At 69.3% G+C, this 25,334-nt stretch carries 22 protein-coding genes; 8 read left to right on the forward strand and 14 right to left on the reverse strand.

Features of this window, described 5'->3' with window-relative positions; all coding sequences use genetic code 11:
• The first annotated feature begins 20 nt into the window (after nt 1–20).
• The 4 genes from ACFVXC_RS22565 to ACFVXC_RS22580 are packed head-to-tail and all read left to right on the forward strand — an operon-like array spanning nt 21 to nt 4,541.
• Complete coding sequence (locus tag ACFVXC_RS22565) at nt 21–1,286, forward strand: ABC transporter substrate-binding protein (RefSeq protein WP_389907755.1); 1,266 nt, start codon at nt 21–23, stop codon at nt 1,284–1,286.
• 10 nt (nt 1,287–1,296) lie between these two features.
• Nucleotides 1,297–2,256, forward strand: a complete 960-nt coding sequence (locus ACFVXC_RS22570) for a carbohydrate ABC transporter permease (protein ID WP_389907757.1) — start codon at nt 1,297–1,299, stop codon at nt 2,254–2,256.
• A gap of 5 nt (nt 2,257–2,261) precedes the next feature.
• Nucleotides 2,262–3,134, forward strand: coding sequence for a carbohydrate ABC transporter permease (locus tag ACFVXC_RS22575; RefSeq protein ID WP_389907759.1), 873 nt, complete (start codon nt 2,262–2,264; stop codon nt 3,132–3,134).
• Between the two features lie 27 nt (nt 3,135–3,161).
• Nucleotides 3,162–4,541 carry a GH1 family beta-glucosidase gene (locus tag ACFVXC_RS22580; protein ID WP_389907761.1) on the forward strand — a complete coding sequence of 460 codons (1,380 nt, stop codon included), beginning with the start codon at nt 3,162–3,164 and terminating at the stop codon, nt 4,539–4,541.
• 62 nt (nt 4,542–4,603) lie between these two features.
• Here the strand turns inward: ACFVXC_RS22580 and ACFVXC_RS22585 are convergent, their stop codons facing one another.
• The 7 genes from ACFVXC_RS22585 to ACFVXC_RS22615 form a co-directional block, all read right to left on the reverse strand.
• Complete coding sequence (locus tag ACFVXC_RS22585) at nt 4,604–5,848, reverse strand: ROK family protein (protein ID WP_389907763.1); 1,245 nt, start codon at nt 5,846–5,848, stop codon at nt 4,604–4,606.
• A 134-nt stretch (nt 5,849–5,982) separates the two neighbouring features.
• Nucleotides 5,983–6,954 (reverse strand): fumarylacetoacetate hydrolase family protein, encoded by a 972-nt coding sequence (locus tag ACFVXC_RS22590; protein ID WP_389907765.1) that lies wholly within the window; start codon nt 6,952–6,954, stop codon nt 5,983–5,985.
• A gap of 90 nt (nt 6,955–7,044) precedes the next feature.
• Nucleotides 7,045–7,983, reverse strand: a complete 939-nt coding sequence (locus tag ACFVXC_RS22595; RefSeq protein ID WP_389907767.1) for a VOC family protein — start codon at nt 7,981–7,983, stop codon at nt 7,045–7,047.
• A gap of 5 nt (nt 7,984–7,988) precedes the next feature.
• A complete protein-coding gene (locus tag ACFVXC_RS22600) occupies nt 7,989–8,993 on the reverse strand; it encodes an amidohydrolase family protein (RefSeq protein WP_389907769.1) in 1,005 nt (334 codons plus the stop codon).
• Nucleotides 8,990–10,126 (reverse strand): FAD-dependent oxidoreductase, encoded by a 1,137-nt coding sequence (locus ACFVXC_RS22605; protein ID WP_389907771.1) that lies wholly within the window; start codon nt 10,124–10,126, stop codon nt 8,990–8,992. Before ACFVXC_RS22605 ends, ACFVXC_RS22600 begins: the two co-directional genes overlap by 4 nt.
• A gap of 50 nt (nt 10,127–10,176) precedes the next feature.
• Nucleotides 10,177–11,133 (reverse strand): cyclase family protein, encoded by a 957-nt coding sequence (locus ACFVXC_RS22610; protein ID WP_389908071.1) that lies wholly within the window; start codon nt 11,131–11,133, stop codon nt 10,177–10,179.
• 11 nt (nt 11,134–11,144) lie between these two features.
• Entirely contained in the window at nt 11,145–12,143 is a 999-nt protein-coding gene (locus ACFVXC_RS22615) for a fumarylacetoacetate hydrolase family protein (RefSeq protein ID WP_389907773.1), read from the reverse strand.
• 136 nt (nt 12,144–12,279) lie between these two features.
• Here ACFVXC_RS22615 and ACFVXC_RS22620 point away from each other — a divergent pair, with 136 nt between their 5' ends.
• Complete coding sequence (locus ACFVXC_RS22620; protein ID WP_389907775.1) at nt 12,280–13,197, forward strand: LysR family transcriptional regulator; 918 nt, start codon at nt 12,280–12,282, stop codon at nt 13,195–13,197.
• A 517-nt stretch (nt 13,198–13,714) separates the two neighbouring features.
• Here ACFVXC_RS22620 and ACFVXC_RS22625 read toward each other — a convergent pair.
• Nucleotides 13,715–14,224 (reverse strand): MarR family winged helix-turn-helix transcriptional regulator, encoded by a 510-nt coding sequence (locus ACFVXC_RS22625; protein WP_389907777.1) that lies wholly within the window; start codon nt 14,222–14,224, stop codon nt 13,715–13,717.
• Between the two features lie 128 nt (nt 14,225–14,352).
• Between ACFVXC_RS22625 and ACFVXC_RS22630 the strand changes: the two genes are divergently transcribed.
• Nucleotides 14,353–14,778, forward strand: coding sequence for a Rid family hydrolase (locus tag ACFVXC_RS22630; protein WP_389907779.1), 426 nt, complete (start codon nt 14,353–14,355; stop codon nt 14,776–14,778).
• 219 nt (nt 14,779–14,997) lie between these two features.
• Here ACFVXC_RS22630 and ACFVXC_RS22635 read toward each other — a convergent pair whose 3' ends face one another.
• Nucleotides 14,998–16,254, reverse strand: coding sequence for an SLC13 family permease (locus ACFVXC_RS22635; protein WP_389908073.1), 1,257 nt, complete (start codon nt 16,252–16,254; stop codon nt 14,998–15,000).
• Nucleotides 16,255–16,332: 78 nt separating this feature from the next.
• Nucleotides 16,333–17,442 carry a PrpF domain-containing protein gene (locus tag ACFVXC_RS22640; RefSeq protein WP_389907781.1) on the reverse strand — a complete coding sequence of 370 codons (1,110 nt, stop codon included), beginning with the start codon at nt 17,440–17,442 and terminating at the stop codon, nt 16,333–16,335.
• A gap of 128 nt (nt 17,443–17,570) precedes the next feature.
• On the opposite strand from ACFVXC_RS22640, the gene ACFVXC_RS22645 reads away from it, so the two are divergent.
• A complete protein-coding gene (locus ACFVXC_RS22645) occupies nt 17,571–18,536 on the forward strand; it encodes a LysR family transcriptional regulator (protein ID WP_389907783.1) in 966 nt (321 codons plus the stop codon).
• Between the two features lie 331 nt (nt 18,537–18,867).
• On the opposite strand, the gene ACFVXC_RS22650 is transcribed toward ACFVXC_RS22645, so the two are convergent.
• On the reverse strand, nt 18,868–19,842 hold the full coding sequence (locus ACFVXC_RS22650) for a zinc-binding dehydrogenase (RefSeq protein WP_389907785.1): 975 nt from the start codon (nt 19,840–19,842) through the stop codon (nt 18,868–18,870).
• 204 nt (nt 19,843–20,046) lie between these two features.
• Here ACFVXC_RS22650 and ACFVXC_RS22655 point away from each other — a divergent pair, with 204 nt between their 5' ends.
• A complete protein-coding gene (locus ACFVXC_RS22655; RefSeq protein ID WP_389907787.1) occupies nt 20,047–20,946 on the forward strand; it encodes an LLM class F420-dependent oxidoreductase in 900 nt (299 codons plus the stop codon).
• A 335-nt stretch (nt 20,947–21,281) separates the two neighbouring features.
• Here ACFVXC_RS22655 and ACFVXC_RS22660 read toward each other — a convergent pair whose 3' ends face one another.
• From ACFVXC_RS22660 to ACFVXC_RS22670, 3 genes are all read right to left on the reverse strand, one after another.
• Nucleotides 21,282–21,689: a hypothetical protein gene (locus ACFVXC_RS22660; protein WP_389907789.1), complete on the reverse strand. Its 408-nt coding sequence runs from the start codon at nt 21,687–21,689 to the stop codon at nt 21,282–21,284.
• A 718-nt stretch (nt 21,690–22,407) separates the two neighbouring features.
• On the reverse strand, nt 22,408–23,634 hold the full coding sequence (locus ACFVXC_RS22665) for an FAD-dependent monooxygenase (protein WP_389907791.1): 1,227 nt from the start codon (nt 23,632–23,634) through the stop codon (nt 22,408–22,410).
• A gap of 108 nt (nt 23,635–23,742) precedes the next feature.
• Nucleotides 23,743–24,846: an NAD(P)/FAD-dependent oxidoreductase gene (locus ACFVXC_RS22670; protein ID WP_389907793.1), complete on the reverse strand. Its 1,104-nt coding sequence runs from the start codon at nt 24,844–24,846 to the stop codon at nt 23,743–23,745.
• Nucleotides 24,847–25,334 lie beyond the last annotated feature (488 nt).

The raw sequence follows: 25,334 nt of genomic DNA on the forward strand, positions 1-25,334 counted from the left end.
CCCAGGCAAGGGCAACCACCGTGACAGCAGCACACATACCGCAGCGCGCGCGTGTCAGGCGCCGCCGTGCCGGTCGGCGGGCGACGGTCCCGCTCACCGTTGTCTCCGCGCTCGTGGCCACCGCGGCGCTCGCCGGTTGCGGCCAGCAACGCGACGACGACGTCTACACCGTCCTCAACTCGTCGACCGACGACTCGTATCACGGCTGGGACGCCGCCACCCTGACCCGCTGCAGCAAGCGGCTCGGCATCACCATCGAGCAGCAGAGCGTGCCGGCCGCCCAGGTCATGACGAAGTCACTGCGCATGGCGTCCTCGAAGTCGCTGCCGGACGTCATCCAGTTCGACGCCTCCGAAGTGCCGACGTTCGCCGCGGCCGGCGGCCTGATCGACCTGCGCACGCTGGGCCTGTCCACTCGCGGCATCCCGCGGGGCATCGTCGACTTCGGCTCCTACCAGGGCACCTACTACGGGGCCGCGCGCACGGTGAACACCCTCGCCCTGTTCTACAACAAGGACACCTTGCAGAAGGCGGGTCTCGAAGTGCCCACCACCTGGGACGAGATGCGGCAGACCGCCAAGAAGCTCACCCGGAACAGGCAGTACGGCATCGCCCTGAGCGCGGGCGGGGCGGAGGACGGCGTCTTCCAGTTCGCACCGTTCATGTGGTCCAACGGCGGTGACGAGTCGCACCTCGCGAGCAAGCAGGTCGCCCAGGCGCTCGACTACTGGAAGGGCCTCATCAAGGACGGCTCGCTGTCCAAGTCGACCGTCAACTGGACCCAGGCCGACGTCAACGACCAGTTCATGGCGGGCAACGCCGCAATGATGATCAACGGTCCGTGGCAGGTCGAGACCCTCAACACCAAGAAGAACCTGGACTGGGGCATCGCCCGGATCCCCGTGCCGAAAGCGGGTGACGACTCCGTCGGCCCGCTCGGCGGCGCCGTCCTTACCGTGCCCAAGACCGGTGACACCGCGCGCGAGAAGACCGCCGCGAAGATCATCGGCTGCATGGCGGGCGAGAAGGAACAGATCACCTACGCGCGCAACAGCTGGATGGTCCCGGCCAACGAGAAGGCCGCCGCCCTCTGGCGCAAGGAAGTGCCCGAACTCGACGCTCTCGCCGACCAGGTGGCCACCGCGCGCTCGCGCACGGCCAAGGTCGGCGCGCGGTGGTCGTCCGTGTCGCTCGCCCTGCAGAGCGCCTTCCAGTCCGCCCTCACCGGGCAGTCCAGCGAGGCCGCGCTGAAGCGCGCCCAGCAGCGCGCCACGAGCGGGAAGTGACGTGACGAACATGTCGGCCACCACAGCCTCCGCGACCGCGCCCGCCGCCGATCACCCGGCGACCGCCACCAAGAAGCCCGACCCGGCACGCGTCCGGCGCCGCCGCAGGCTCTCCCAATGGGGCTTCATCGCGCCCGCGGTCCTCTTCATGCTGCTCTTCTTCGGCTACCCGCTCGTGCGCAACATCCTGATGAGCTTCCAGGACTACTCGCCCTCTACCTTCTTCGACGGCAAGGCCCCCTTCAACGGCACCGAAAACTGGAGCAAGGTCTTCAAGGACGACCTGTTCGGCAAGGCGCTGTGGCACACCGTCGTCTTCACCATCGGTTCCCTGATCGGCCAGTTCGGCATCGGCCTCGCGCTCGCCGTGTTCTTCACCAGGAGATTCCCGCTCAACGGGATGCTGCGCTCCTTGATCCTGCTGCCCTGGTTGGTCCCGATGGTCGTTTCCGGCGTCGTCTGGCGCCGCATCCTGGACCAGGACACCGGCGTCCTCAACTCCTTCCTCGACACTGTCGGCCTGGGCGGCGCCACGCCCTGGCTGACCAGCCCCGGCATGGCCCTGTTCTCCGTGATCCTGGTGAACATCTGGATCGGCATCCCCTTCAACATGGTGATCCTCTACGGAGGCCTCCAGGAGGTGCCCAAGGAGCTGCACGAGGCGGCGTCCCTGGACGGCGCGTCCGCCTGGCGCACGTTCCGCTCGGTCACGCTGCCCCTGCTGAAGCCGGTCATCACCGTCGTGCTGGTCCTCGGCTTCATGTCGACGGTCAAGATCCTCGACCTGATCCTCGCCCTGACCGACGGCGGCCCCGCCGACTCCACCCAGACCCTGGGCACCCTGACCTACCAGAACTCCTTCGTGCAACTGGACTTCGGCGCGGGCGCCGTCGTCGGCAACGTCCTGATCCTGATCTCCGCCGTCTTCGCGGTGTTCTACCTGCGCGCCAACCGCTCCGAGGGGAAGTGACCGGCATGGCGACCACCACCGTCACCCAGACACCCGCCGCCCAGAAACCTGCCGCCCAGGGGCCTGCCACCAGGGCGAAGCGCCGCTGGGGTGCCACCGCTGCCGGCGTACTCATCCTGTGCGTGATGCTCTTCCCGCTCTACTGGATGCTCAACACCGCCCTGCAGCCCGCATCCGGTCTCCTGGAGGTCCATCCCGTCCCGCACGGCGTGGACCTGTCCGGGTTCACCTCCGCGATCCGCGAACAGGGCGGCCACCTGCTGACCTCGCTCGCCGTAGCCTTCGGTGCCGTCACCATCTGCCTCGCGATCGCCGCCCCCGCAGCCTACGGACTCGCCCAGTTCCGCCTCAGCGGCACCCGCACCATCGTCTTCGGCACGCTCATCACCCAGATGGTGCCGGGCATCGTCATCGCCAACGCGCTCTACAGCGCGTACGTCGATCTCGGCCTGGTCAACTCCTACTTCGGCCTCATGCTCGCCGACGCCTCCCTGGGCATCCCCTTCGCCATCGTCCTGATGCGCTCCTTCATGGTGGCCATCCCCCGGGAGGTCATCGAGGCCGCCGAGGTCGACGGCGCGGGCCGGCTGCGTACCTTCGCGCAGGTCGTGCTCCCGATGAGCCGCAACTCCCTGATCACCGCAGGCCTGTTCTCCTTCCTGTACGCGTGGAGCGACTTCATGTTCGCCCTCACGCTCAACACCACCGACGACGTCAAGCCGGTCACCCTCGGCATCTATCAGTACATCGGCGCGCACGTCGGCGACTGGGGCTCCGTCATGTCCGCGTCCGTCCTGTCCGCGATCCCGGCAGCGGTGCTGCTCGTCCTCGCCCAGAAGTACATCGCCGCCGGTATCACCGGCGGATCCGTCAAGTAGAGCCATGTCCGTCAAGTAAGGCCATTCATGAGCGACTTGCCCCTCTTCCCCTCCGGCTTCGTGTTCGGCGCGGCCACCGCCTCGTACCAGATCGAGGGCGCCGTGCACGAGGACGGCCGAGGCCCCTCCATCTGGGACACCTACTGCCACACCCCGGGCCGCGTCGACGGCGGCGACACCGGCGACGTGGCCTGCGACCACTACCACCGCTACCCCCAGGACGTGGCCCTGCTGCGCGACCTGGGAGTCGACTCCTACCGCTTCTCCATCGCCTGGCCCCGCATCCAGCCCACCGGGTCCGGCCCCGCCAACGCCAAGGGCCTGGACTTCTACTCCCGGCTCGTGGACGAACTCCTGGCAGCCGGCATCGAACCTGCCGCCACCCTCTACCACTGGGACCTGCCGCAGGCCCTGGAAGACCAAGGCGGCTGGCGCGTGCGGGAGACCGCCGAACGCTTCGGCGAGTACACGCAGATCGTCGCCGAGCACCTCGCCGACCGCGTACCGCGCTGGATCACCCTCAACGAGCCATGGTGCAGCGCGTTCCTCGGCTACTCCGTCGGCCGCCACGCCCCCGGCGCACAGGAGGGCACCGGCGCCCTGGCCGCGGCACACCACCTGCTCGTCGGCCACGGCCTGGCGATGAAGGCGCTGCGCGCGGCCGGTGTCCGGGAGGCGGGCATCACCCTCAACCTCGACCGCAACGTGCCCGCGAGCGAGACGCCCGCCGACCTGGCGGCCGCCCTGCGCGCCGATACCCAGCACAATCTGGTGTGGACGGAGCCGATCCTGGCGGGCCGCTATCCGGCGACCGAAGAGGACACCTGGGGCGAGCTGATCACCCGCCAGGACTTCCGCCGCGAGGGGGACCTCGATCTGATCGCCCAGCCGCTGGACTTCCTCGGCATCAACTACTACCGCCCGATCGTGGTCGCCGACGCCCCCTACCGCGAGCCCGACCCCTCCCACCGCGTCGCCACGGACAACCGCTACAGCGAGACGCCCTACCCGAACGTGCGGCGCACGGCCATGAACTGGCCCGTGGTGCCCGAATCCTTCACCGACCTGCTGACCGCGCTGAAGGACACCTACGGCCAGGCCCTCCCGCCGGTCCACATCACCGAGAACGGCTCGGCCGAGCACGACGTGGTGGATCAGGACGGCGGCATCCACGACACAGACCGCGTCGCCTATCTCCACAGTCATCTGACAGCCCTGCGAATGGCCATGGACGCGGGTGTCGACGTACGCGGCTACTACCTCTGGTCGCTGCTCGACAACTTCGAATGGGCACTTGGTTATGCCAAACGGTTCGGCATCATACGCGTCGACTACGACACCCAGCAGCGCATCCCCAAGGACAGCTACCACTGGTACCGGCGGCTGATAGCGGCACACCGCGTCTGACACCCTCCCGCAGCGCTCGGCGCACCGACACCGCCAGGCCCCCCCTGCCCAGGGCCGGGATGTCAGTCCGCCGCGCGCTCCACGTACGCCGCCGGGTCCGCCAGGACCTCGCGCACCCCACGGGCCGCCGCGCCCCGCGCCGCGTCACCGGACGAGGACGAGGCCCGCAGCCGCTTGCTGCCCGGCGTCCACAGGCCCGACACCACCCGGGCGGTCAGCTCCTCGTCGGCGGCGGGGGCGAGCCACGGCATGAGGTCGCGGAAGACACCGCCCAGAATCACCGCGTCGGGGTCGATCAGATTCACCGCTCCCGACAGAACCCGGCCCAGCCGGCGCCCGGCCTCCTCGATCGCATACCGGGCCTGCGCCTCGCACTCGCGGGCCCGGCGCTCCAGCTCCGCGAGCCCGGCCAGGCCCGCGCTCTCCTCGAGACCCGCCGCCCGCAACAGCGCCGCCTGTCCCGCGTACTGCTCCAGACAGCCCCGCGCACCGCAGCGGCACTCGGGGCCGTCCGCCTCCACCACCACATGCCCGATCTCACCGGCGAACCCGTGGGCGCCCCGCAAGAGTTGGCCGTTGAGCACCAGGGCGCCGCCGATACCGATCTCGCCGGTCAGGTAGATGAAGCTGGTCACGGGGTCGTCGCCGTCGCCGAACCACAGCTCGGCCATGGCCGCCAGGTTCGCCTCGTTGTCGGCGCTGACGGGCAGTGCGCGGCGCGTGGGACGCAGCGCCGTCAACGCCTGCGCGAACAGCCCCTCCACGGCCACCCGGTTCCAGCCCAGGTTCGGCGCCTGGCGCACCGAACCACCGGAGACCAGGGCGGGCAGGGCCAGGACGGCACCGACGGGACAGAGCTTCTGTTCCGCGGCGGACTCAATGGCCCTAGTCGCGAGCCGCGCCGCCCGGGCCAGGACCGTGGCGGGCGGGGCGCCCCGGTTGTCGGTGCGTTCCACCAGGCGAACGCGGTCGGTACCGGCGAGGTCGATGACGCACACCGTCACATAGTCGACGTTGATCTCGACCCCGAGCCCGGCGGACCCGGTCCGCGCCACCTGCAGCGCGGTGCCCGGCCGGCCGGCCTGGCCGCTGAACGTCTTGCCCCACTCGGTGAGGAACCCGTCGGTCAGAAGCTGGTCCACGAGCGAGGACACCGCGGCCCGGGTCAGTCCCACCTGAGCGGCCACGTTGGCGCGCGTCGTCTCACCCGCGTCATGGACCGTGCGCAGCACCAGACTCAGGTTGTGCCGCCGCACGGTCGCCTTGTCGGCCTTGGCGGGCGTGGCGGAGGGATCGTTGCTGTTCATCGTGGGTCCGACCCTATGTGAAGGGCCGCGACGACCTGCACATCCATGGCGGGACCTGACCCGGAACCGATCACCGATCACCGGACCGAACACTCAGCGAGAACCAGGCCGTGAGCGAAGCAGGCACGTCCGGTTCACGGACGCTCCCGGCTTCGACGGCGCCCCGCCGGGAGCGGTATCGGCTCGGCGCCGGTGACGACGGTGCTGGTGAGGGTCCCGATGCCTTCGACGGTGAGGGTGACGGTGTCGCCGGGCTTGAGGGGCCGCGGGATCTGCTCGCCGCGCAGGCCCCACAGTTCGGCGAGGCAGCCGCCGTTGCCGCACGTGCCCGAGCCGAGGACGTCGCCAGGGACGACGCGGGTGCCGCGGGAGGCGTAGGCGACCATCTCCTCGAAGGTCCAGCTCATGTTGGACAGCAGATCCTTGCCGATCACCTGACCGTTGACCTCGGCGGTCAGGGCCAGACGCAGAAACCCTTCGCCGTCGCGGTACGGGTCGAGCTCGTCGGCGGTGACGAGATAAGGGCCGAGGGTGGTGGCCGTGTCCTTGCCCTTGCAGGGGCCGAGTCCCACCTTCATCTCGGCGGACTGGAGGTCCCGGGCGGACCAGTCGTTGAAAACCGTGAAGCCGATAATGTGGTCGCGAGCCTGCTCGGGAGTGAGGTCGCGGCCCTCGCGGCCGATGACGGCGGCGACTTCGAGCTCGTAGTCGAGGACGGCCGAGCCGGGCGGCATCGGGACGGCGTCGTCGGGTCCGTAGATCGCGTGCGGGTTGGTGAAGTAGAAGGTGGGCGCGGCGTGCCACTGGTCGGGGACGCCGCTGACACCGTCGACCGAACGGCGCACACCCTCCACGTGCTCCTCGAATGCGACGAAGTCCCGTACGGAGGAGGGCTGGAGCGGAGGCAACAGCCGCACCTGGGAGACGTGCGGGCCGGGCGGCACGTCGAGCGCGGCGGCACCGATCTGGAGAAGACCGGCCAGACCGCCGCTGGAACGGATCAGCTCGGCGAGCGACGCGGCGCCGGGCAGAGGGCAGAGGATGCCGTCCTTTCCGACGACGGCGACGCGGGTGCGGTGCTGGTGTGCGTAGGTGGCGAATCGCATGGGCACTCCTGGCGAGACGGCGCCGGGGACGCGGCGGTGAGCCAGGACATGGACAGGGCCGCCGCCGCGTTCCCGGAAGTCGGGGTGGAATCAGACCGGCGGGGCGACGAACACGCCGCGGTCGATGTCGTTGAACGACTCCTTGGCGACGAGTTCGTTCATCGAGTTGGCGGTGCCCCACTGGTCGGTGACCTCGGGCTGCGAGAAGTCGTAGACGTGCGGGTGCCAGGTGTCCTCGTCGAGCAGCTCCAACTCCGTCGTGTACTCGACGGTGTTGCCTTGCGGGTCGAGGAAGTAGGTGAAGGTGTTGTCGCCTGCCATGTGCCGACCGGGGCCCCAGATCTTCTGGTAACCGGCGCGCATCACCCGGCCGGAGCCGCGCATGTACTCGTCGAGGCCGCGCATCTCGAAGGAGACGTGGTGCAGCGCCGTGTGGGGGCCCCGGGCGATGGCCATCGAGTGGTGCTGGTCGCTGATCCGCATGAAGTGCATGACCTCACCCATGTGCGGCGAGGACAGCGTGTCCGAGAGGGTGAAACCGAGGTGACGCTCGTACCACTCCCGGGTGCGGTTCAGGTCCGGGGAGTTGAGGACGACGTGGGAGAGTTTGACCGGGATGGCCTCCTTCTCCTCGATCTGGCGGTGGCGGCGGACCTCGACGTCGGCGGATACCTCGATGGTGCGCCCGTCGACGTCGAAGAAGCGGAAGCCGTAACCGCCGCCAGGGGTATCGACCTTGCCGGGCTGCGAGATCAACTGCACGCCGCCGGCCAGCAGGCGCTCGGCCAGAGTGTCGACGTCCGCCGCCGACGCCGCACCGTAGGAGACGAGGTCAAGGCGCTTCTCGTCGGCCTTGCGCAGGCGTACGACGTACTGCTCGGGAGAGCCCTCGGCGGCGAGGAAGGAGATGCCGGAGTCCTCGGCGACCTCGGTCAGGCCCCAGACGCCGGAGTAGAAGTCGAACTGCTTGTCGTAGTCGGGCACGGCCAGGTCGACGTGCCGCAGGTGCGTGAGCAGACGTCCGCTCATGGGGATCAGTCCTTCCTAAGGAGAGTGGCCGCGTTGCCGCCACGTATGGCGTGGAGCTCGGTGTCGGACAGAGCGGCGGCACGCAGCGCTCCGACCGGATCCTCGGTGCCCATGTCGAAGGGGAAGTCGGAACCGAGCAGTACCCGGTCGGCCCCGGCCGCGCGCACCAACTCCCTCAGCGCGTACGGGTTATGGACGAGCGAGTCGAAGTGGAGACGCTTGAGATAGCTGCTGGGCAGGTGGGCGCAGCCCGATCCGGCGTCCGAGCGGGTCGTCCAAGCGTGGTCGGAGCGGCCGATGTGAGTGGGGAGGTATCCGCCGCCGTGCGCCGCGATGATCTTCAGCCCGGGATGGCGGTCCATGACTCCGGAGAAGATCAGGTGAGAGAGGGCGACGGCGTTCTCGGCTGGCTGGCCGACAGTGTTGGACAGATACCACTGGTCGAGGCGTTCATCGAGGGTGCAGCCGAAGGGATGCAGGAAGATGATCGCGCCGGTCTCCTCCGCCTGCGCCCACAGCGATTCGTACGCCGGGTCGGACAGCTCGCGACCGGGCGCGTGGCTGGAGATCTCGATCCCCGACAGCCCCTGGGCCAGCGCGTGTTCAAGCGCCTTCACGGCGGTCTCTGGATGCTGGAGCGGTACGAGGCCGAGGCCGCGCAGCCGGTCCGGCGCGGCCGAACAGTGCGACGCGGTGGCCTCGTTGGCCAGCCGGTACACCTTCTCGGCCGTATCCTCCTCCGCCCAGTAGTGGTAGTGCGAGGGGGAGGGGCTGACCAGCTGGACGTCCACGCCCTGGGTGTCCATCACCGCGAGGCGGACGGACGGATCGGTGAGGCGGGCGATGCGTTCGCCGATCATCGGACCGTTGACCTTCAGGGCGGCCGGCCCGTTGCGGCGGGCGTCGAGGGCCTTCGCCTCGGCGAGGCCGGGCAGGCCGTCCACCAGCGCCTCGACCTCGGGCAGCAGGACGTGGGCGTGCACGTCGACGGTGGGCGGTGTCGTCGTCACGGCAGCTCCCGCAGCATGGCCATGGTGCGGCCCATCAGGCCGGGCACGTCGGCATCACGGACTCCGTCGAGCTGCCACTGACCCAGCTGCACGGACGCCTCCACGACAGGCCGTACGCGGGTGATCCGCCGCTCGTAGTACGCCTGGAGCAGGGCGTCGTCCCAGGTGTCGGCGGCGGACAGCATCTGGGCGAGCACCCAGGCGTCCTCCATCGACAGGGCCGCGCCCTGGGCGAGGGTGGGCGGACAACAGTGCGCGGCGTCGCCGACGAGGACGACGCGGCCACGGTGCCAGGAACCCTCGACCAGCATCCGGTCGAACCAGGTGTAGTTCACCTGTGCCGGGTCGGTGATGTGCTCGGTGATCTCGGGCCAGTGTCCGCCGTAGTGCCGTGCCAGGGACCTCATCTCGTCGGCGTACGAGGCCGGCGGGATCGAGGCGCGGTCGCGGTTGGCCTCGACGACGTACGCGTAGAGCATGCTCTCGCCGGTGGGGCAGTAGCCGGCGATGTGGGCGGGGCCGCCGTAGGCGAGGTCGGTGCGGGTCACTCCGGCCGGGCGAGGGGCGGCGATCCGCCAGATCGCCATGCCGGTGGGCTCGGGCTTGTCCCGGATGCCGATGGCCGCGCGGGTGGCGGAGCCCAGGCCGTCGGCGCCGATCACCAGATCGTAGCGGCTCTCGGTGCCGTCGGTGAAGCGAGCGGTGACGCCGTCGTCAGAGGTGCCCTGCTCCAGGGATGTGGCGCGGACTCGGAGGCGTACGGTGGCGCCGCTGGCGCGCACCGCGTCGATGAGGATGCGCTGCAGCCGCGAGCGCTGCATACCGAGGGTGGCGGGCAGGTCGTCGCCGCCCGTGCGCAGGTCCTCGGCGACGTGCAGGACGGTGCCGTCGGGGGCGGTGATGCCCACCGCCCCGAAGCCGTAGCCGAACCGCTCCACCTGCTCCCACACGCCGAGTTCACGCAGCACGCGCAGGGCGTTGCCCTGGAGAGTGATGCCGGAGCCCGCGGTGGCGTTCCAGTCGTCCTTCGTCTCGATCAGGTCGACCGCGACTCCGGCGCGGCGCAGCAGGATCGCCGCGGCGTTGCCGGCCGCCCCGCCGCCGATGACGAGGACGGTGCGGGGTGTGGTCATAGGGGAACTGTTCATAGGGGAACTCCTGTGTTCCGCAGAAAGATTGAGGACTACTTGACGGCGAGCGGATTGACCGGCGAACCGACGGCGCCGGTGATGGGCAGGGGAGCGGCGGTGAGCCAGAAGCCGTACTCGCCGTCGCGTGCGCAGTCGGCGGCGAGTGCGTCCAGATCCCACATCTCACCGATGAGCAGGCCCACATTGGGGATGGCGACCTGGTGCAAGGGCTGGAAGGCGTGCTCGAACTCGTTCGGGCGGACCTCGAATCCCCAGGTGTCGATCGCGATCGCGGCGATCTCGGTGCGGTGCAGCCAGCCGGCCGTGGTGAACGAGAGGCCGGGTGCCGGACCGCCGGCATAGTCGCCCCAGCCCTCGCGCCGGGCGCGCGTGAGGCGTCCGGTGCGCACCAGCACGATGTCGCCCCGGCCGACGGTCACGCCGTGCGCCTCGGCGGCCCGGGTCAGATGCTCCTCGGTGATCGCGAAGGCGTCGGGCAGTTCACCGTCCTCGCCCACGACTCGGCCCACGTCAAGGAGGACGCCACGTCCGGCGACGTGCGGGGCCATGTGCTCGATGCCGGTGACGAGGTCGCCGTCGGAGGTGACGACCTGCTCGGCGGGGCGTCCGTTCCATGCCTTGCCGTGGTCGAATATGTGGCCGAGCCCGTCCCACTGGGTGGAGCACTGCAGGGGCATGGCGATCACGTCGTCGGCGCCACCCAGGCCGTGCGGGAAGCCCTGGTTGCCGAGGGCGGCGTCGGTGCCGGTGTCGAGCATGGTGTGCACCGGATTGGTGCGCCGCCGCCAGCCCTTCTGCGGGCCGTCCATGTCGAACCGCTGCGAGAGGGAGAAACTGACGCCCCGTCGTACGAGCGCCGCGCCCTCGCGGCGCTTGGCCGCGTCGAGGAAGTTGAGCGTACCGAGCCGGTCGTCCTCGCCCCAGCGTCCCCAGTTCGAGTACGCCTTGGCAGCCTCGGCGATCGCGCCCTCGGGATCGTTCCGGTCCAGAGGCCGGGCTCTCACGCCGCCTCCGTCACACAGCGGGTGCGCTGCGCGCCGAGTCCGGTGATCGAACCGTCCATCACGTCGCCGTCGCGCAGCAGCCGACCCCAATGCATCCCGTTTCCAGCAGGCGAACCGGTCAACACCAGGTCACCGGGAAGGAGTCGAGCGCTCTGTGAGGCGTAGGACACCATGCGCGCCACGTTGAAGATCATGTCCTTGGTGGACTCGTCCTGCATGGTCTCGCCGTTCAGCTTCAGGACCAGCCGCAGGTCGTCGGGGTCGGTGATCGACTCGGCGGGAACGATCCACGGGCCGAGCGGAGTGAACCCCGGCGCGTTCTTGCTGCGCAGCCAGTCGGTGCCGATCTGCGGCATGTCCCGGCGGAAGACGGTCGCGCGGTCGGTGAGATCGTTGGCGATCGTGTAGCCGGCGATGTGGTCCAGGGCTTCCTCGACCGACACCCGGTGCGCGGGCCTGCCGATGACGGCCGTCAACTCCAGCTCCCAGTCCGGCTTCTTGGCCCAGCCGGGCAGCACGACATCGTCGTACGGTCCCGTGATCGCGCTCGGCAGCCCGATGAATACGTACGGCAGATCCTCCGTGGTCCGCCGGTCCATGATCTTGGCCGCCTCCGCGCGCCGCTCGTCCTTCGGCCGGTCGTCGCCGGGGGCGCGGTGCGCGACGTGGAGGTCGATGACGTGCTGCCGGTAGTTGGCGCCGGACTGGAAGACCTGGCGCGGCTCGACCGGAGCGTGCACCTGGAACTGCGCGAGTGACCTGTGTGCCAGGGCGTCGTCGCCGGCCAGGGACCGCAGCCGCGGCAGCACCGCGGGCCAGTTCGCCAGGAGCCGTCGTACGGTCAGCCGCTCGTCGTCCAGGGCGTCGCGCAGATCGACGACGCGCTCGCGGGGCGTGACCAGCGCGGGGAACGCGGGACCGTCCGGGGCCGAGAGTGTTGCCAGGGCGAAAGGGCCGGCGAAGAGCGGGGATGCGGGGGCAGGCTTCACGGACATGTCCTCCTGATTGCGGTGGGACTAATCTGGACCCGCCACCAGTGATCAGGGAAATAGATTGTGTGGATGCCATTCATCCACCAGAGAGATTCCTGCTGGTCAGAGTCGCCCGAAGCCGTACAGCAAGGGAAAATCCGTGAACCTGGCCCGCCTGGACCTCAACCTCGTCGTCGCCCTGCGGGCCCTGCTGGAGGAGCGCAACGTGACCCGCGCCGGGCAGCGCGTCGGACTGAGCCAGCCCGCCATGAGTGCCGCGCTGTCCCGGCTGCGCCGTCACTTCGACGACGACCTGCTGGCCCGCGTCGGCGGCCACTACGAGTTGACCGCTCTGGGCCAAGTGCTCCTCGACCGCACCTCCACCGCCTACGACGTCCTTGAGCGCCTCTTCTCCAGCCAGGCCGAGTTCGACCCGGCCGAGGAGAGCCGTGAGTTCAAGCTGGTGGCGTCCGACTACGCGGTCTCCGTCTTCGGCGCCGAACTCGCCCGCGTCGTGCACGAGGAGGCCCCCGGCATCAGGCTGCGTTTCGCGCAGACCCCGCCCACCGTGGTCGACGACACGGCCTCCCTGCTCAGCGCGGTCGACGGGCTGCTCATGCCGCACGGCGTCATCAGCGGCTTCCCCGCCACCGACCTCTACGAGGACCGATGGGTTTTCGTGGTCGCCGACGATCACCCGTCCATCGCGGACCGGCTCACCCGGCAGGACCTGGCCGACCTGCCGTGGGTCACCTACCAGCGGACGTACGACGCACCGGCCGTGCGTCAGCTCGGGATGCTCGGGGTGGAGCCGCGTGTGGAGGTGTCCGTCGACAGTTTCCAGCTGCTGCCGCTGCTTGTGGCCGGCACCCGGCGCATCGCCATGGTCCAGGCCCGGCTCGCCCGCCTGCTCGCGCCGATCACCCCCGTGCGGATCGTGGAACCTCCCTACGAGGCGGTTTCCCTGCAGGAAGCCCTGTGGTGGCATCCGGTGCACACACACGACGCCGCGCACATCTGGCTGCGGGAGACCGCGGCACGCGTCGGTTCGAGACTGCCCCGGCCGCACGGCGGATGAATCAGGATGGTGACGGAGAAGGACGAAGGCGGCGTGCGATGAAGCCATCGCACCACGAGCCGGTCGGCTCCCGTGCCGCGCGCGTCCTGGAGGCAACGCCGACGAGACGTACACCCGCACCGTGATCTTCTCCGTGGGCGGAGGCCGAGATCGCGCGCCTCGTCAACGGCGTGGTGCGGTCGGGCAGCACGTCGATGTGCCGGCGCGTAGCGGCATCAGAGCGCGGGTGGCGTAGCGGCAACGGTGCAGGGGGCGGGAAGTCGTCCACCCGTGGCGTCGAGGGTGTCGTCCGCCGTAGCTGCATTGGCAGCAGACAGGCCGGCTTGGGGCCCGGCTGAAGCATCAACGCCCCGGTGCTACCCGCCAACGCGCGTGCCGCCGCCTTTCCCACACGCGTGGGGGCGGCCCCACGCCAGTGGGGCAGGGAGTGGCCGCGCCCCGAGGTCTGCGCTGTGCTGCTGGCGTGCTGACTTTCCCCCGGCACCTGCTCGTCTCAGGTCGTTGCCCGGGGCGGCTGTCATCCGAAGTCGTCGGGGACGATGCGGAGTTTGTCTGCGACGCGGGCGAGGGCCTTCTGATCGGTCGTGTTGAGCGAGTCGAGGACCATGCCGCGTACGGCGCGCAAGTGGGTGGGCGCTGCCAGGTGCACGATGCCGAAGCCCGCGTCGGTCAGCTCGGCGAGGGTGTAGCGGCCGTCGTCCGGGTCGGGTGACCGCACGACCCAGCCGCGCTGTTCACAGCGTTTGATGACGTTGGACAGGCGGGAAAGTGACCCGCTGGCGAGGAAGGCGAGCTCTCCCATCCGCAGCTTGCGCTGTGGGGCCTCGGAGAGGTGGCTGAGCACGAGGTACTCGAACAGAGTGAGGCCGTGTTCCTGCCGCAGCGGCGACTCCAGCTTGGCGGGCAGCAGCAGGACAAGCGAGATCAGCCCCGTCCACGCCGCCTTCTCCTGCTCGTCGAGCCATCGCAGCTCCTCATCGCCTTCGTGTTCGCTCATGCCGCCCATGGGTTCTTCCGTACTGCTCACGCCTCTTCCCGTCCTTCCGGCGAAGTCCACCATCACTTCACGCTTGAAGTTGTTGTTTGCTAGTCTGACTTTACGCGTGAACTCATGTCAGAGGAAACGCGCCCCTGTGGACTGGAAGAGGGAGCATTATGAGCACCGTCACCTTCGGCATCACTCCGGGCTTCGGCGAGAAGCTGCACGAGGCCCTCGGCTACAGCGGGGCCGTCCGCGTCGGCGACCGGGTCGAGACTTCCGGCCAGGCCGGGGTGGATGACGACCTGGTCTTTCCCGACTCGTTGGAAGACGAGATCGTCCAGGCTTTCGACAACGTGGAGCGCACGCTCGCCACGGTCGGCGCGACTTGGAAGGACGTCATCCACGTCAACTCCTACCACAAGGTCGCACCAGGAGATGACGCCATCGGCGACGACCACAACACAGTCATGGCCGATCAGTTCCGCCGACGCCTCGACGGCCGCGCGCCGATCTGGACCGAGACCGGCGTCACGGTCCTCGGTCTCGCCGCCATGCGCGTGGAGATCCGCGTCACCGCCATCGTCGGCTCCGGGAACTGAACCGTCGCCTCCAGTGACGGAACTGTCGGGTCGGCTCGTCCGCCCACAGCTTCACGAGCGCATGCGGGCAGCGTGGTCCGCTCGTCCTCACAGACATCGAGCATGGCGAGCGGCAGAGGTTGGCCCTCGACAACACAAAGGGGCCACGACGAATGCCTGAAGCGCCGCCGGACGCGGTGCTTCAGGCATTCGTCGTGGCTCGTTGACCGGTCGCCGGTTTCAGGACCATGGCAGGACGAGAGCGCCCCAGGCCACCACGGGCCCCGCGGCGACGATGCCGCAGGTGTAGCCGAGGACCTGGCGGTAGAAGCCGCGTCGTTCCACTCCCCGGGCGTTGCTCAGGACCAGTGCTCCATTGGTGGAGAACGGTGAGACGTCGACGATCGTGGTGGAGACGGCGAGGGCGGCTATCAGGCCCGTCGAGCTGAGGTGGCTGGACAGCAGCAGCGGGACGGCGATCGGGATGATCGCGGTGAGGATCGCGGTCGAGGAGGCGAAGGCGGAGGTGACGGCGACCGTGAAGCAGAGGAGGAGGGCCACGACGAGCGGGGCTCCGAAGTCGGCCGCGTGCTGGGAGATCTTCTCGATGATCCCGGCGTGTTCCAGCATCGCGATGTAGGTCATCATGCCGCCGACAAGCAGCAGGGTGTGCCAGCTGATGCCGTCCACCGCCTTCTCCTGACGCTTCATGTCCAGGAGGGCAAGCAGCGCTCCGGCGGCCAGGGCCAGGACACCGATCTGCATCTGGAGGCCGAGAGCACACACCACCAGGGCAGCCAGGGCGGCGAGGGTGGTCCACTGGTGCCAGGTGGCTCGCCGTGTGGCCGTGTCGCCGTCGGCCGCCTCCTGCTCGGGCCGTGCGGTCGGGTCCGCCGTCATCGTGCGGCGCCTCAGGGCGGCGAAAGTCAGCACGGACAGCAGCAGGTTGACGGCGAAGCTGGCGAAGAAGAGGGTCGCAGGGGCGACGGACAGGCCGGTGTCGTCGACCATGCCCAGTACCAGTGCCCCCGAGACGGCCATGGGGGAGAAGGCTCCGGCGTGGGCGCCGCTGATGACCATCATTCCTGTCATGAGCGGGTTGATGTCGTAGCGGAAGGCGAAGTTCATCGCGATGGGTACCAGGATCGCCACGGCGGCGGGGGTGAAGGTGCCCAGCGACGTCAGCACACCGGCCAGAAGGAACAGCACCCAGGGGATCAGGGACGTACGGCCCCTCACCAGGCGGACTCCGGCGGAGACCAGAAGATCGACCGTGCCGTTGCGGCGGGCCACGGCGAACAGGTAGGTGACGCCGACGATGGTGAGGAAGAGCTCCACGGGGAAGCCCTCGAATATCTGATCCTCCGTCATGTTCAGTGCGGTCGTACCGATTGCGAACGACGCGACGAAGGCCAGGATGCCGATGTTGATCGGCAGGACGGTGCCGACGACGAACATGACGAGCAGTGCGCCGACGGATACCAGCTCAGGAGACATCATTGTCCTCTTTGTCCTGCAGGGGGCGGGGCGGGGGAGAGGGCCCGGTGACTGCGGCTCACCGGGGAGGGGCAGAGGTCAGGCGGCGGTCGGCAGTGCGGGATCGCGTACGAGGATGCGGGCCTGGCACAGCACACGCGCGGCCCGGGCGACGGTGACCCGGTCCGGTCCGGCGCCCGAGGACTCCACGGACAGCACGCCTGCGGGGGTGCCGATGCGCAGGACACCGCGGTCGGCGGCAGTGGATGCCTCCGCCACCACGGTGCCCGCGGTGAGGTTGGCGGCGGCAACGGCGACCGCGGAGGTGAGGCCGATGGCCGGGTGCGGGGAGTTCATCGACAGCATGCGTACGGACACGTCGTACTCGTGCGCGCCCACGTGTTCGCCGAGGGTGGTTGTGTAGGCGACGGGAGGGCCGACGAGGCCGACCTTGGGCACCGCGTCACCGGGTGCGTCCCCGAGGTCCGCCAGGCCCATGCGCACTGCGGCGGTGTGCCGGGCCGCACGCAGCCAGGGCACCTCCGTGCGCATCTGATCCAGCGTCTCGGCTCCGGTCCTCTGGGCGCGCAGCGCGTCCACCAGGACCACCGGGGCTCCGGCGTCCACCATGCTCACGGTCAACGACTGCTGGCCGACCGGCAGTACCTGAGCCGGCCAGCCGGTCGGCAGCAGGCGACCGGTAGCGGCGCCCGAGGGGTTACGGAAAGCGAGCCCCACCGGCACGCCGCCGGCCAGCGTGCCGGGGACCGTACGGTCCCCGAACTCCTGCACCCGGCCTCCCGGGGTGTCCACCTCCGCTTCCAGGACGGCGCCCGTGTTGATGTTGCGCATGACCACGGGGGTGCGTTCGTCCCTGAGCGGCACCAGACCCTCGGCCACCGCGTAAAGGGCGATGGCTGTCGCGCAGTTGCCGCAGTTGCTGCCCCACTCGACCGTGCCGGTCCCGATGCCGACCTGGGCGAAGAGGTAGTCGATGTCGACGCCGTCGTGGGCGCTCGCGCCGACCACGGCCGCCTTGGACGTGGTGGGGGTGGCGCCGCCGATGCCGTCGAGCTGAACGGGGTCCGCCGCGCCATAGGCGTCGACCAGGATGCGCTCGATGCGGTCGCGGTCGGCAGGCATGTGCACCTGGGGGAAGAGCCAGCACTTGCTGGTCCCACCGCGTACGAGAGTTGCGGGAACGTGCATGTCAGAGCGTCTTTCTCTCAAGCGCACCGGGTGCGGGGCCGCTGCGTCGGGCAGACTCTCGCAGAGCCGTTGGCTTGAGCACAATGTCTCGTTTCTTGAGGAGGGTTTAGCTGGTCTAAAGTCGCTGCATGCTCAATGTCCGCCGACTCCTGCTTCTCGCCGAGGTCGCCGAGCGCGGTTCGCTCACCGCTGCCGCCGAGGCGCTGTCCATGACCACGTCCGCTGCCTCCCAGCAGATGTCCCTGTTCGAGCGCGAGGCCGGACAGCCGCTGATCGAGCGGCTGCCGCGCGGCGTGCGCACCACCGCGGCCGGCACCGCGCTCGCTGAGCGGGGCCGTGCCATTCGCCGTGAACTCCAGGCAGCGGAAGCCGACCTGGAGGCGTTCGGCCATCTGGACCGTGGTCTCGTGACTCTCGGATCCTTCCCGACGGCCAGTGCCTCGCTGCTTCCGTTGGCGCTGACCCGTTTCCGCCGGGCCCACCCGCAGGTGCGCACGGTCGTGCGTGCCGGTGTGCTGGCCCAGCTGAGGGAGATGCTGCACACCGGTGAGGTGGAGCTGTCGCTACTGTGGGACTACGAGTGGAATCGCGTCGACGACGACCAGTTGATCCTCACACCGCTCCTCGAAGATCCCACGGTGCTGGTCGTGCCGACCAGTTCGCCGCTGGTCGCCTCCGACCGTGTGCGACTGTCGGACCTCGCGGAACAGGAGTGGATCATCCGTGCCGAGAACCATCCGGTCGCGGACGTGCTCCGGCGTGCCTGTCGTCAGGCGGGATTCGAACCGCGCATCGCCTACGCCTCCCACGACTATCAGGAAGCGCAGGCGATGGTCGCCGCCGGCCTCGGCCTGGTTCTTGCGCCCCGACTGGCCCTGACCAACCGGCGCAGTGACGTACGCCTTCTCCCCTTGTTCCATGACCAGTCTCCCGACGCCGTCCCACCGGTCCGCCGCATCCTGCTGGCCACGCCGGCTCAGCGCGCCGCCACGCCCGCGGCCCAGACGATGGCCCGCGTCCTGCACGCCGTCGCGCGAGGGTTCACCGCCCCCGGCCTTGACCGCTCTCAGTTGGGTGCGGTGCGAAAGCGCTGACACGCCGTCAACCACCCATCGAACGGCAGGAGTGGGGCTGAAGACGGCCTCGGTGAGCCAGTCCAGGTCGAGAGTGAAGTCGCGGGGCGGGTAAAGGAGTTGGCGCAGACGGCGACCAGCATGGCGCGATGGCGTCGCGTTCACCAGAAAGCCGCGCCGCACGTTCACCCGCGGGTCATTCGGGCACGGGCACCGAGAAGTTCCGGGGACTCTCAAAGGGGAGGGCGGCGTGATGGAAGACCCGTTGTGAACGATCCGCGAAGTACTCCTTCACCGGCACATCCCGTGGAGTCTCGATTGCGTCGTTCCGGCTGCACGAGGGCAGGGGGCGTCAGGTGATACGCAGGATCACCTTGCCGGTGTGCCCGGGCCGGTCGAGGAGTTGCCTCGCACGTTCTGCTTCGCTGAGGTCGAGGACTGAGTCGACGACAGGACGCACGTCGTGGGTTCGCAGGAGGCCGGGCAGGGCTTCGCGCAGTCGGGCGGTGAGGGTGTGCAGTTCGTCGGCCTGGCGGCCGCGGAAGGTAGTGCCGATCAGCTGGATCCGGTGGGAGGCGAGCGTTTCGAGGTCAAGGTGGGCGTGCGTCCCGGCGAGCCGCCCGATCTGCACGATCCTGGCGCGGGGAGCGGCGGCGCCGAGGAGGCCGGTGAGGACGGGGCCGCCCAGATGGTCGAGGCATACGTCGAAGGCGTCCGGACCGAGCGCCTTGGCGATGTCCGCGGAATCTGTGTTGATGACCCTGGTGGCGCCCAACTCGCGCAGAAGGCTCGCCTTGGCTGTGGAGCGGGTGGTCGCGATGACCGAGCGGGCGCCGAGGGCTCGGGCGAGCTGAACACCGATGTGACCGACGCCGCTGGCGCCACCCGTGATGAGGACGCGGTCGCCGGGCCGGAACTGGGCAGCCCCGGTCAGGGCGTCGTATTCGGTGAGGAGTGCGCTGGGCAGACCGGCGGCGGCTGCGAGGTCCAGGGGCTCGGGCGCGGGCAGGAGGAGCCGGTGATCGACGGCGACCAACTCGGCGCAGGCGCCGCCCGTCTGAGCCATGACGTACTGACCGGGCGCGATGCCGGTGACTTGGTCACCGACCGTCCGCACTCGACCGGCCATCTCGAACCCGACGCGATCCGGCGCCACGTTCCAGTCGGCGCTGGAGGGGACGTAGGCACCCTCGAACATCAGGAGGTCGGCGCGGTTCAGCCCCGCGTTGGCGACCTCGACCAGCACCTCGTCCGGGGCGATGGCGGGCGGCGCGATGTCGGTCACGGTCCAGGTGGACGGTGTGCCGGAGGTAAGGAGTGCACGCATGGGGCGATTGTCGCCGACCCGCCGCCGTCAGGCGCCCCTACACGGGCAGCGGGCCTGACCACAGGAACGATGGTGCCCAGGATGTGCGGGAGTTCGCGCGGTTGACCGGCTCAGCCATCATCACCTGCTACACCAATCAGCCTCCTACAGGGCTCGTACTGCCCGGAACCGATCATGTGCAGTCTGGCGGGGTAGCCTCGATGCATGGTCAACATCAACTTCAGCTCTTCGGTCGGTATCTGGTGGACCAGCGATCGGTGGCCGATCGCCGACGTGATCTCCCGGGCACGCGAGATCGAGCAACTCGGCTACGGATCGCTGTTCTACGGCGAAGCCGGAGGCAAGGAGACCCTGACCCAAGCCGCCGCTCTGCTGGGCGGTACCGAGCGGCTGGTCGTCGGGACGGGCATCGCCAATATCCACGCCCGCAGCGCCCCGGCCAGCGAAGCAGGCGCCCGTACGCTGGGGGCGCTGCACCCGGGCCGGTTCGTGCTCGGGCTGGGCGTCAGCCACGCTCCGCTGGTGGAGCACAGTTATGCCGGCTCCTATGAGAAGCCCCTGAGCACCATGCGGGAGTACTTGCGGGGCATGGACGCGGTGCCGGACGAGATCGAACCCGGAGGACAGCGCCCGGCCCGGCTGCTGGCCGCGCTGGGTCCGAAGATGATCGAGCTGTCGGCCACGGCTGCCGACGGGGCGCACCCGTACCTGGTGACTCCGGAGCAGACCGCGAGGACGCGCGAACGGGTGGGGAGCGACAAGTGGGTCGTCAGCGAGCAGGCCGTCGCGCTCACCACCGACCGTGAAGACGGTCTGAGCCGGGCGCATCAGCACCTGCACATGTACTCGCAGCTGCCGAACTACCGTAATTCCTGGCTGCGTCAGGGGTTCGATGAGTCCGACGTGGTCGTGGGCGGCTCGGACAAGCTGGCTGACGCCATGGTCGCCATCGGCGACACGCAGGCACTGGCTGCGCGCGTGCAGCAGCACCTGGACGCGGGCGCCGACCACGTGCTCGTACAGGTTCTCGGCGAGAATCCCTCGTCCGACCCGTTGCCCACGCTGCGCGAACTCGCCCCGGCCCTCAACCTGCGCGGCGCATAGCCGGGCACGTCGTCGGACTCCCGGAGAGGACCGACAGAGAGGCGGCCCACCTGCGCGAAGGCTCACGAGGCGGATTGCCGCTCGGCCAGAGAGTGGCGACGGCCCGGGAGCCTTTCAGGCGATTGATCGCCCGCTCGACGGTGTTGCGCTTCTTGTAGCGGTCCTCGTCGACACTGCCCGCGAAGACGCCGCCCGGGGCGGAGCAGGGTCCCTGCTGTTCCGCGCGGCGCTCGGCGCGTCGGTGGCCCGGGGTATCCGGGTGCCCGCCTGCGTCCCGTCGTACGCCGAGACGCAGGCCCTGCCCGACGCCGCCGCCCCCTGGGCAGCAGGCCGGGTCAGTAGGCGACCTTGCCCGTTCCGTCGTTGCCGCCGGAGAACTCCAGGTAGAACTCCCAGCCGTTCGGGACGTTGGCGTCGAGCACCTTCCACTCGCCCGCCTTGGCGTACTGGTAGGCCTGGCAGCCGTGGCGGTAGCAGATCTTGACGTGCCGGTTGTAGTTCACCTTGATGTTGATGTCCGCGCAGTTGCTGGTGGTCCTGGCCCAGGCGGTACCGGCCGGCCAGATCGCCGTGGTGCCGTTGCCCTCGGCCTTGTAGTTCTTCGCGCTGCCGTAGCAGGACTGGATCTGGGCCCCGGACTTCGGCGCGTCGGCGCTCGCCGTCGCGGCGGTCGCGGCGGCCATTCCTCCCCCGAGCATGACGGCGGTCAGAGCGATCGGAGCCAAGCGTGAACGTATGCGCATGAGTGGTTCCCCCTGTTTCGGCTTCATCCGTGGTCACCGGCGTACTCGCCGACGAGCGGAGAAGTTACGCGACGCTGCGGCGGGACACGTCAACCCATGGGTGTCGATAGCGGGTAAACCTGGGCGTTAGCCGGGTGCGGAGTAAACCAGCGCGGCAGTGGGCGCCCCGCGCGAAGCGGGACGCCCACCTCTCAGCGGCTCAGGCCCTCAGGCACGTGCGCGCTTCCCGACGAGATGCAGGTAGCCGAAGGAGGCGATCGTGAACTCGGCCGCCGCGATGAGCTTCCGCACCGTGCTGTTCTTCTCCCGCTCCGGGAGTGCGTAGTGCGTCCAACTCTGCTACGAACCGCCTGAGTTGAAGCTCATTGAACATGGTGTCGCCGTGGCGGTTCACGGCACGCAGGATGCTTCCCTCCGGTGCCGACTCGCACAAGGCCAGGGACGTCTCCTTGTGCTCCTCGTAGGTCTTGGCCATGCGGGCCGTGCACTTGGTCTTCCACGTAGATGACGAGGGGGCCTTGACGGCGTCCTCGATCTTCTTCAGGCCCTTGAAGGCCTGAGAGACGAGAGACCGTGCCGCGCTTGGGGCAGCTGGACTCGGACCTCCCGGCCCCGGCACGGACAACCACACGGAGCGGACCGTGCCGCCTGACGCTCACGTTGCCGTGTCTGCGCCTGTCGCTGTACCGGGGACCCTGGTGGCCTTGCGCCGACCGGATTACGCCCAGGGAGCGGCGACATCCATGTTCTTCGCTCGCATGTCTTTGCTGGCGAGCAGCTTTCTGCATACGGCCTTGCCCAGGCCGGGCATGCGCATCAGATGTCTCATCCCGGCGCGTACAGCCAGTTCCTTGCGGTCCAGCGGGGTGAACATCCGCCGCCCGGTGACCAGCGCGCTGTCCTGCTGGGCTCGGACGAAAGGCCGCATCCGGGACTCCCAGGCCCGCAACGCGCCGCTCACATCACCGTGGTGGCGTTGCAGCATGGTGCCCAGCAGTTCCCCGCCCGCGATTCCGGCGGACACTCCCATGCCGGAGTACAGCGTCATGCACCAGGCGGCATCACCGGTCAGGACGACCCGGCCGCGGTGCCAGCTGGGCATCTTCACCTGCTGTACCGAGTCGAACAAAGCGTCAGGGGCCTGCTCATAGCGGTCCAGCAGGCCCTCCAGGAGCGGGCCGGCGGGTTCAGGTCCGAAGGCGGCGCGGATGGACTCGATGGGCGGTCGGCTGAACTCGGTGTCGACGTCCCGGGTGCGGTAGGAGAACAGCAGGCTCGGCGGCCGATCGGCGAAGGGAAAGGCCCATGCCGAACGCCCCGGCTCGGCCAGGATGAGCCCCTCCGACGGCCCGAATCCGTCGACCGGCCTGTCCAGGAGAGTGACACCGATCATGTAGTTGAGGGGGTGGAGATCGTATTGATGGGCAAAGGCCAGCTTCCGCACCGTGGAGCGCATGCCGTCGGCGCCCACGACGAGGTCGAAGCGTTCGACGACCGACGTGTCGGCCGCGGTGTCGCGCAGCGAGACCTGTGCGCCGGACTCGTCCTGGACAATGCGGGTGGGCACGGTTGCGTAGCGGATCTCCACGTCATCCGGCAGCGCTGCGAACAGACCCTGTTCCACATCGCCGCGCAGCAGGGGGCGAGGGCCCCCGGCCAGAGAGCCGAGGTTCACCCGGGGACGACGGTTCCCGCTCCGGTCCACGTCGTACAGGGCGACCTCCGGGCCTCCACGGTCACCGATCTTCTCCAGCACGCCCAGCCGCCGTGCCGAGGCGATTCCCGAACCGAACAGCGCGATGTAGTAGCCGCCCTCCCGCCGGGCGGGTGCCCGCTCGACCACGACCGGCTCCCAACCGATCTGCCGAAGGCGCACCGCGGTGGCGATGCCCGATATCCCCAGGCCGACCACCAGTGCCCGGCCCCCCTTCGCCGCATTCGACATGGCAGTTCCCTTTCATTGGCATGCTTGGAAATCGGCCTGGCCCGAACGGGGTGCACGGTGTACCGCGTGTGCCGCGCGATTCGAGCGTCAAAACGTGCTGAAAAGAGCTCACTTCGCGCCGGACAGCCAGGTGATGGCGGCGGTGCGAGAGCCGTACTTGGCGCCCAGCGTGGCGGCTTCCTTGACGACGACCGCAGGACGGCCCGCGAGGTACTGCCGCCGCGCACTGTCATCGCGCCGGGACAACTGGATCACACCATCGTGTCGGCCCAGGGTGAGCCCCGTCCCGAAGTACCCCATGGAGTACGGCCTGGGTTCGCGGCCCCGGATCAACCGGGCCAGAGTGTCGGCGGCGTGGGCCCCCTGCGGGCCCGCTGTCTGACAGGCCGCGCGGGAGCCGGGGACGGCGGCGCAATCGCCCACAACGAAGATCCGCGGATCGCTCACGCTGCGCAGATACGGGTCGATGAGGGCGCGGCCGCGGTCATCGACCTCCAAGCCGCTTCGTGTTGCGAGGTCGGGAATGGTGCCCAGGACGGCCCAGAGGGTCAGATCGGAACTCAAGGGTCGATCGGGGTCCGACCGCAGCCGCACTTGGTCGGCACCCTCTGCCTTCTCGCAAGGCGACACGGCTGCGACGGTGTCCTCCAGCACCGACACCTTCAGGCGCTCCAGGCCGGTGCGCACTCTGCGGCGGGCTCCGTCGGAGAAAGTGGCAGCCAGCCGGCTGCCCACCAGCCGTATGTGCAGGTCGGGTCGCGCGTCGGCGATCTCGGCGGCGGTCTCGATGCCGGTTGGGCCAGTACCGATGACGGTCACTGTGGAGCCCGGGGCAATACTCGACAGCCTCGCACGGGCCCTCTGCGCTCCCTCCCACGTGCCCACCGGGACCGTTCCCGGCAGCGGTGAGACCGTGCTTCCCACGGCCAGGACCAGGTGGTCGAACTCGGTGCACTCTCCCGTGTCCAGGACCACGCTGCCGTCACCTACCTTCGTCACGGCTCCCAGCCGTGTTCCGATGCCCTCACGCAGCATGCCCGCGAGCGGTGTCGCGACCCTGCCGGTACCGGCGATCTGCTGGTGCAGCCGCACACGTTCGATGAAGTCCGGGCGAGGATTGATGACGGTGATCTCCGCCTCCGGCACCTTCTTCGCCAGGCGGTTCGCCGCCAGGGTTCCGGCGTATCCGGCACCTGCCACGACGATTTTCACGGCTGCCTCCTGCGTCGATACGGGGCGGCCCGGGGTGGTCCGCCGTACGGGGTGATGCGCTGGTCCCGCTGCTGCCGGAGCTGATCGCGGGTGGCAGTTGCGGTTTCGTGTAGTACGACGAGGCAGGCCATCGGTTTGTGAGGCCGACGTTCAAGGCAACGCCGCCGTACGCGCCGTGGGCTACTGGGAGAAACCACCAACGGCTGGGAGGTACCGGTGATGGCTAAGCATCCGCAGAAGGGCCCGGGCGACGGCAGGCCGGCACGCGAGAAGAACTGGGGCGGGGAGACAACCGGGGAGGTGGCCGACGACGCGAGCAGCTAGGCAGATCGCGGCTCGATCTCCAGGTCAGACTCCAGGTCAGACTCCAAAGCCAAGAACAAAGGGCTGGCCCACCCGGCTCGGCCAGGCTTACAAGGACGCGACCGGCGGCAAGTAGATCTCTTGCCCAACCCGGGCCGGGCCTGCGCCTCTTGCCGGCGGGCCCG

Source organism: Streptomyces sp. NPDC058257, assembly GCF_042881845.1.
In the GTDB taxonomy this organism is placed as follows: domain Bacteria; phylum Actinomycetota; class Actinomycetes; order Streptomycetales; family Streptomycetaceae; genus Streptomyces.